Here is a 6,902-nt window from a genome sequence, read left to right on the forward strand (position 1 = left end):
GCGCCTCCTCCTAGAATAGTGCGTTCTCTTTGCTGAATCTTCTTACGACGAGGTTGGACAGGAACACCGTAACGAAACCGACTACCGACTGATACAAGCCTGCTGCGGAGGACATCCCGATATCGCCCATCGAAAGGAACGTTTGATATACGTAAGTATCGATAACCTGCGTTGACGGATACAAAGCGCCGGCATTACGCGTTACCTGGAAGAACAAGCCGAAGTCTGCGTAGAAAATCCGTCCGATTTGCAGCAGCGTCATCGTAATCATCACCGGAGCAATCAGCGGAAGCGTGATGCTGCGGATTTGCTGCCATTTGTTCGCGCCGTCGATCAGCGCAGCTTCGTAATACTCGTTGTCAATGCCGATAATGGCGGCCATGTAGATAACCGTGTAATAACCGATTCCCTTCCACGTCGAGACGATTGGCAGTACGACCAGCCAATATACCGGCTGCGAATACCATTCGATCGGGTCAACGCCGATCTTGGGCAGCAGCACTTTGTTCAGGTATCCGTGCTCTACGCCGAGGAACGCGTAAACCAGATAGCTGACGACAACCCAGGAGAGGAAGAACGGAAGGAACATCGTGCTTTGATGAAACTTCGATAAGAACTTGCTGCGCATTTCGTTAAACATAATCGCAAACGCTACCGCGATGACAAGGTTCAAAATGATGAACACGATGTTGTAACCGATCGTATTTCTCGTAATGACCCATGCCGCGTCACTGGAAAACAAATATTTGAAGTTGTCGAAGCCGATCCACGGGCTTGCGATAATCCCCTTCGTGTAGTTGATGTTCTTGAAGGCGATCAGTACGCCCGCCATCGGGATGTAGTTGTTTACGAATAGCAGCGCTGCTGCCGGAAGCATCATAACGTAGAAAATCCAATACTTTTTCACGGTGTCCAGAAACGATGGCTTCAACTTCGTTTTCTTCATCTTCGCAGGCGAACTCGCTGTTGGTGCAATGGTGGCTGTGTCGCTCATGACTCGTGTTCCCCTTTCCGATTCGTTCTGTGATCGTTGCTCTTGTCTATTGTCTGATCTCTTGTCTTTATTTTAGGTTTTTCACCTGTCGCTTTCTATCCGTGATGTGACCTTTTGAACACTAATGTGACATGTTGAAAAAAAAGTGCTATAAAACGTTTTCCGAACACAAAAAAGCCCCGCGCACCGTCGGCCCGGCTCTTTGTCAGATCAAAGAGCCCGTTGGGCCGGCTGGCGTGCAGAGCTATGTAATAAAGCGGCTAGCCGCTTAGTTGGACTGTCCTTCCCTTCGAAAAGCTACGATTCGCTTGTTCCCTGGAAGCTTTTGCGATACTCCTGCGGCGAAAAGCCGGTGTATTTTTTAAACATCTTGGCAAAAAACGAAAAGTGCGAATACCCGATCTTCTCCGCCACATAGCTGATCTTGTCGTTCGATTCAGCCAGCAGCTTCTTCGCCTGCTCCATTCGGATTTTGAGAATATATTCCGAAATGGACAGACCCGTTTCTTTTTTGAACAGTCTGGACAAATAAGCGGGATTCAAATACACCGACGCAGCGATCTCCTCGCGGCTCAGCTCCTCCTGCAAATGCTCGTCGACATAAGCGCGCACCCGGCCGATCACCGCCGATACGCCCTTCTGATGACTGCTGATGTAATCGCAGCTGCTGCTGAGCACGCGAATAGCCCAGTTTTTGAGCTGGTTCACCGAACGGGTCGCTCCGGTATAATCCTGCAGATCCTGCGGGGCGAGCAGCTCGTGTACCGGCAGCCCTTTTTTATGAAAGACGTGATATACGGTATGCAAGAGACCGTAATAGAAGCCTTCCACCGATTCCGGCCCGACCTCGGCCGCCTGCATCCGTGTGATACTCTCCTGCGCCCGCAGCAGCAACTCCTGCTTTTTGCCAGCCTCCAGCAGCACGATCCAATCGGCAAACGACGGTGTAATCGACTGACTGCCGCCGGATGCTTCATCTGCATCGGCTCCTGTCAGAACGCAATTGCTCTTGGTTACATTGCTGCGCTCGCGCGTGAACAAATCGCCGACCGTTTCCGTCAACCGCTGCAGCGGACCGGCTTCCCCGATATAACAAGACAAGCTGCATTGAAAATAGCTATTGCACGCCTGAATATACGCCTGGCACTTTTGCTTCAGCTTGTGCAGCGCGCTTTCGTCGCTTTCATCCATATAGACCAGCGCCAAGCTGGAACCGTTCTCTTGAATGACCGAGCCCATCTGCTCGTCCAGAATGATTTCCGCCGCGGCTTTGCGCACCGCATATTCCATAATCTCCTCGTCGCGCGCGTTTAACTCCTCTTTCCAATGCTCGACGCTAATCAGAATAGGCAGCACCCAGCTGTCCGTACGCAGCGGAATATCATAAAGCTGCAGCCCGCGCTGCAAGCGCTCTGACGTCATCGGAATGCGTCCGCTCAGCAAATCCTGCCAAAAGCGCTCAACGAGAATCGGCAGCTGGCTGACCCAATGCGAGTAATACGTTTTGTACGTCTCCGTAAAGCTGCTTTGCTCCTCTTCAGCGCGGATTTTGTCCAACGCTTGTTTCACGATATCCTTTAGCCGGTCATGATCGACGGGCTTGAGCATATAGTCGAAGCTGCCAAGACGAATCGCTTGCTGCGCATACTCAAAATTGGCATGTCCGGTCAAAAAAATCGTCTCCGTATGCGGCGAGTTCACCCGCACCCACTCCTGCAGCTCCAACCCGTTCGCTCCCGGCATTTCGATATCCGACACCATGACATCTATTTTATGCGCACCCAGAAGCTGCTTCGCTTCCTGTACATCCATCGCTTCATAAATATGACCGAACGCTACATCCGACCAATCGATGCCCATCGTAATTCCCTTGACGGCAAACTTCTCATCATCCACAACCAGTAAATTATACATGTGACTCCTCCCCTTGATTGACAGCAGCCTTGAGCGGCAAACGGATCAGCACGACCGCCCCTCCTTCGGGGCGATTACTGAACGAAATGTCGACCAATTCGCCGAAATTCATCCGCAGCCGGTGCCGGACATTCCACACGCCCAAATGATCGTCGCCCGACTCCTGCAAATATTGCTCGGAATTCAATCGCTCCAGCATCTCCTCGGAAAATCCCCGGCCGTTGTCGGCAATCCTTACAATAAAAAAGTGATCCGGCTCCTGCGGGTCCTTCTCCGCCGCGATCTCCACGCAAAATTTGCCGCGCTCCTTCGTAAAACCGTGAATCACTGAATTTTCTACAAATGGCTGCACCGTTAACGGCGGAATGCCGAAGTCGCCAAACTGATCCGGCACCTGAATATCGAAAATCAAAATATCCGGATAACGCAGCGTCTGAATCTCCAGGTAATTGCGGATATGCTGTACTTCATCCTTCAGCGTCATCGTCGTGCGATTCGTTCGCATAATAAAACGGAAATAGTCGGCGAGATGAAGCGCCATCTTTTGCACCGATTTCGTGTCCTTGAGCGCTGCCAAATTATAAATGATATTCAAGCTGTTCATATAAAAATGCGGATTGATCTGTACCTGCAAATGCTTGAACTCGGCTTGCTGTACCCGCAGCTTCTCTTCATACACAGTAATTTTCAAATTCTCAATCTGCTGCACCATGTTATTAAAGGTCGTGATCAAAAAAGCAAACTCCGTCGAACTCGCCTCATTCAAGCGCACGTTCAGCTCGCCTTGTCCGATCTTGCGCATCCCGCGCATCAGCTGCGTCATCGGCTTGAACAAAATCGTCTGCAAATACAACAAATAGACACCTAGCACAAACGCCCCGCCCAACGGCAAAAAGTAAATCGCCAGCTGTAAATAGGGCAGATTCTGCAGCATGCTTTTCTCGGCAATAATCAGTACATACTGAAAATCCGCAGCGCCGGAGAAGCGGCTAACCATCAAAAATTGCTCGTTCGTCGCTTGCTCCTGGACGATCTGGTAGGCGCGGCTGACTACGCCGTTCTTTTCGGTCAAATTCCGATACCGGTCCGTGGGAAAATAACGATCCGTCAGCGGCTTGCCGGAGTTGTCTACCAATAGCACACCGCCGTTTTCTCCAACCTCCCAGCCGCTTAGCGGCGCAATAATCGCATTGGTTTGCACCATAATGCCGGCCGTGAATCCGAGACCGAGATCAACCATCTGCACTAAAAAAACTTCCCCGTTCTCTGCCCGCAGCATATTCCACTTGCTCGTGTATTCGTGCGAGCCCGTCTCCAAATAATTTTTCAGGAAAAGCTCCGTCGTCTTGAGCCGATCATAATAGAAATTATTATCTGGCGTCGTAACAAGCAGATCACGGCTGCTGCTGGAATAAATAAAGCATGTATTAATCAAATTAAAGCTGTTAATTTGCTTGCTAAACTTATTATACAACCGCTGCTTGGCCAATACATACTCGTCCGCTGTGGACGGGTATACCTGCATATTAATGACGTCCGGATCGCTGGACAAATGGAATAAATAATTATCAAACTCCTTCAGCGTATTATCCGTACCATTCGCAAACTGCGTAAGCAAATTGCTGTAGTTGACCGATACTTGATCCCGTACAACATTCATGGAGTAAACATTATTGTACATTAAAAAAAATACGAGAGGCGCCACGACCAGTACAAAACCAAAAAATATTTTAAATCGCACCGACTTTACAATCGTCAACATCGACCCCGCCTTTATTGGTTGTTTCTGTCTGCCCTTAGCTTATCATATTCCAAACACTTGCGCTTCTCACTTTGCTTAGAAAAATCGTCCACAATCAAACGTTCAAAAAAATAGATCCATCATTCAAGCCACAAGGACTTGAACGATGGATCTATTAGGTGTGTGTGATGCCGGTGAAGGGACTCGAACCCCCACTTCCTCTCAGAAAACGGATTTTGAGTCCGTCGCGTCTGCCATTCCGCCACACCGGCATATTCAGTTGAAGCTCCATCATGGTTGCAAGCCATGAATGCCGAAGACCAGACTCGAACTGGTACGGTAGTCACCTACCGCAGGATTTTAAGTCCTGTGCGTCTGCCGATTCCGCCACTCCGGCTCGGTAAATTGGTGGAGGCGCCACCCAGACTCGAACTGGGGGTAAAGCTTTTGCAGAGCTCTGCCTTACCACTTGGCTATGGCGCCTCGATAAAGATGGAGCGGAAGACGGGATTCGAACCCGCGACCCTCGCCTTGGCAAGGCGATGCTCTACCTCTGAGCCACTTCCGCATACAAGAAAACTGGGGATCTAGGATTCGAACCTAGGCATGACGGAGTCAAAGTCCGTTGCCTTACCGCTTGGCTAATCCCCAATGTGTAGATGAGAAAAATGGGGCGATCGATGGGACTTGAACCCACGAATGCTGGAGCCACAGACCAGTGCGTTAACCCCTTCGCCACGACCGCCGCAATTTAATTGGCAGGGGCAGCAGGAATCGAACCCACACCAAAGGTTTTGGAGACCTTTGTTCTACCTTTAAACTATGCCCCTATGAAATTGAAAATATGGTGGAGGCTGATGGATTCGAACCACCGAACTCAGAGAGAACAGATTTACAGTCTGCTGCGTTTGGCCACTTCGCTAAGCCTCCACGATACTGGTGCCGCCGAGAGGACTTGAACCCCCAACCTACTGATTACAAGTCAGTTGCTCTACCAATTGAGCTACAGCGGCAAATTATGAAGTTAATGGTGGCTCGGGACGGAATCGAACCGCCGACACGAGGATTTTCAGTCCTCTGCTCTACCGACTGAGCTACCGAGCCTTACTTGGAGAAAAATGGCGGAGCCGACGGGATTCGAACCCGCGGTCTCCTGCGTGACAGGCAGGCATGTTAGGCCTCTACACCACGGCTCCGCGTTACTTATGACCTTCCTATTGGTTAAATAGAAGGTTGGTTGCGGGGGCAGGATTTGAACCTGCGGCCTTCGGGTTATGAGCCCGACGAGCTACCGGGCTGCTCCACCCCGCGTCGTTGTATAAAGAATATGGTGGAGGCTGACGGGATCGAACCGCCGACCCTCTGCTTGTAAGGCAGATGCTCTCCCAGCTGAGCTAAGCCTCCATATTGGAATAGCTATTAGGTAAAGCTATGACCCGTAGGGGATTCGAACCCCTGTTACCTCCGTGAAAGGGAGGTGTCTTAACCCCTTGACCAACGGGCCTTGAATAGATAGATTAGAACATTTCACTTTACTTCAAAAGTAAAGTGGCGGAGAGAGAGGGATTCGAACCCTCGAGACGCTTGTGACGCCTACACGATTTCCAATCGTGCTCCTTCGGCCAACTCGGACACCTCTCCGTGGCTCCCCGAACAGGACTCGAACCTGTGACAACTCGATTAACAGTCGAGTGCTCTACCAACTGAGCTATCAGGGAATATGAAGTTCTGCTTGGCAACGTTCTACTCTCCCGGAACCCTGCGGTTCAAGTACCATCGACGCTGGAGGGCTTAACGGTCGTGTTCGAGATGGGAACGCGTGGGTCCCCTCCGCCATCATCACCAAACAGTCAGTCCAATACCTTACGGTATTCCCTGAAAACTAGATATGAGTGTTGCTTGTGTGTGGTTAAGCCCTCGACCGATTAGTATTCGTCAGCTCCATACCTTACGGCACTTCCACCTCGAACCTATCTACCTCGTCGTCTTCAAGGGGTCTTACTAAATTGGGAAATCTCATCTTGAGGGGGGCTTCACGCTTAGATGCTTTCAGCGCTTATCCCCTCCGTACATAGCTACCCAGCTATGCCTCTGGCGAGACAACTGGTACACCAGCGGTACGTCCATCCCGGTCCTCTCGTACTAAGGACAGCTCCTCTCAAATTTCCTACGCCCGCGACAGATAGGGACCGAACTGTCTCACGACGTTCTGAACCCAGCTCGCGTACCGCTTTAATGGGCGAACAGCCCAAC

The 6,902-nt window shown here is 50.7% G+C and carries 3 protein-coding genes, 16 tRNA genes and 2 rRNA genes; all 21 read right to left on the bottom strand.

Going from position 1 to position 6,902, the window contains the following annotated elements; all coding sequences use genetic code 11:
* Window positions 1-10: 10 nt before the first annotated feature.
* A complete protein-coding gene (locus B5M42_RS14040) occupies window positions 11-994 on the bottom strand; it encodes an ABC transporter permease (RefSeq protein WP_134754719.1) in 984 nt (327 codons plus the stop codon).
* A 297-nt stretch (window positions 995-1,291) separates the two neighbouring features.
* Window positions 1,292-2,908, bottom strand: coding sequence for a response regulator transcription factor (locus B5M42_RS14045; RefSeq protein ID WP_134754721.1), 1,617 nt, complete (start codon window positions 2,906-2,908; stop codon window positions 1,292-1,294).
* On the bottom strand, window positions 2,901-4,670 hold the full coding sequence (locus B5M42_RS14050; protein WP_134754723.1) for a histidine kinase: 1,770 nt from the start codon (window positions 4,668-4,670) through the stop codon (window positions 2,901-2,903). The genes B5M42_RS14045 and B5M42_RS14050 overlap by 8 nt, the downstream gene beginning before the upstream one ends.
* Window positions 4,671-4,838: 168 nt before the next feature.
* Window positions 4,839-4,921 (bottom strand) — tRNA-Leu (locus tag B5M42_RS14055).
* A 39-nt stretch (window positions 4,922-4,960) separates the two neighbouring features.
* Window positions 4,961-5,046: transfer RNA gene (locus B5M42_RS14060), tRNA-Leu, on the bottom strand.
* Window positions 5,047-5,058: 12 nt separating this feature from the next.
* Window positions 5,059-5,132 (bottom strand) — tRNA-Cys (locus B5M42_RS14065).
* Window positions 5,133-5,142: 10 nt separating this feature from the next.
* Window positions 5,143-5,217: transfer RNA gene (locus tag B5M42_RS14070), tRNA-Gly, on the bottom strand.
* Between the two features lie 11 nt (window positions 5,218-5,228).
* Window positions 5,229-5,300: transfer RNA gene (locus B5M42_RS14075), tRNA-Gln, on the bottom strand.
* An 18-nt stretch (window positions 5,301-5,318) separates the two neighbouring features.
* Window positions 5,319-5,394: transfer RNA gene (locus tag B5M42_RS14080), tRNA-His, on the bottom strand.
* Window positions 5,395-5,405: 11 nt separating this feature from the next.
* Window positions 5,406-5,479 (bottom strand) — tRNA-Trp (locus B5M42_RS14085).
* Window positions 5,480-5,494: 15 nt separating this feature from the next.
* A tRNA-Tyr gene (locus B5M42_RS14090) sits at window positions 5,495-5,579 on the bottom strand.
* 7 nt (window positions 5,580-5,586) lie between these two features.
* Window positions 5,587-5,662, bottom strand: a tRNA-Thr gene (locus B5M42_RS14095).
* A gap of 15 nt (window positions 5,663-5,677) precedes the next feature.
* Window positions 5,678-5,753: transfer RNA gene (locus tag B5M42_RS14100), tRNA-Phe, on the bottom strand.
* A 15-nt stretch (window positions 5,754-5,768) separates the two neighbouring features.
* Window positions 5,769-5,845: transfer RNA gene (locus B5M42_RS14105), tRNA-Asp, on the bottom strand.
* Window positions 5,846-5,883: 38 nt separating this feature from the next.
* A tRNA-Met gene (locus B5M42_RS14110) sits at window positions 5,884-5,960 on the bottom strand.
* Between the two features lie 17 nt (window positions 5,961-5,977).
* A tRNA-Val gene (locus B5M42_RS14115) sits at window positions 5,978-6,053 on the bottom strand.
* Between the two features lie 28 nt (window positions 6,054-6,081).
* Window positions 6,082-6,153, bottom strand: a tRNA-Glu gene (locus B5M42_RS14120).
* Window positions 6,154-6,198: 45 nt separating this feature from the next.
* Window positions 6,199-6,290: transfer RNA gene (locus tag B5M42_RS14125), tRNA-Ser, on the bottom strand.
* A 1-nt stretch (window position 6,291) separates the two neighbouring features.
* Window positions 6,292-6,367: transfer RNA gene (locus tag B5M42_RS14130), tRNA-Asn, on the bottom strand.
* 12 nt (window positions 6,368-6,379) lie between these two features.
* Window positions 6,380-6,496, bottom strand: a 5S ribosomal RNA gene (gene rrf, locus B5M42_RS14135).
* 58 nt (window positions 6,497-6,554) lie between these two features.
* A 23S ribosomal RNA gene (locus tag B5M42_RS14140) occupies window positions 6,555-6,902 on the bottom strand; the annotation flags it as partial.

Source organism: Paenibacillus athensensis (assembly GCF_004514475.2).
In the GTDB taxonomy this organism is placed as follows: Bacteria; Bacillota; Bacilli; order Paenibacillales; family NBRC-103111; genus Paenibacillus_AL; species Paenibacillus_AL athensensis.

Coding starts and splice junctions, on each gene's coding strand:
- B5M42_RS14050 (WP_134754723.1), bottom strand. CDS start 4,670: ATGTTGACGATTGTAAAGTCGGTGCGATTTAAAATATTTTTTGGTTTT.
- B5M42_RS14045 (WP_134754721.1), bottom strand. CDS start 2,908: ATGTATAATTTACTGGTTGTGGATGATGAGAAGTTTGCCGTCAAGGGA.
- B5M42_RS14040 (WP_134754719.1), bottom strand. CDS start 994: ATGAGCGACACAGCCACCATTGCACCAACAGCGAGTTCGCCTGCGAAG.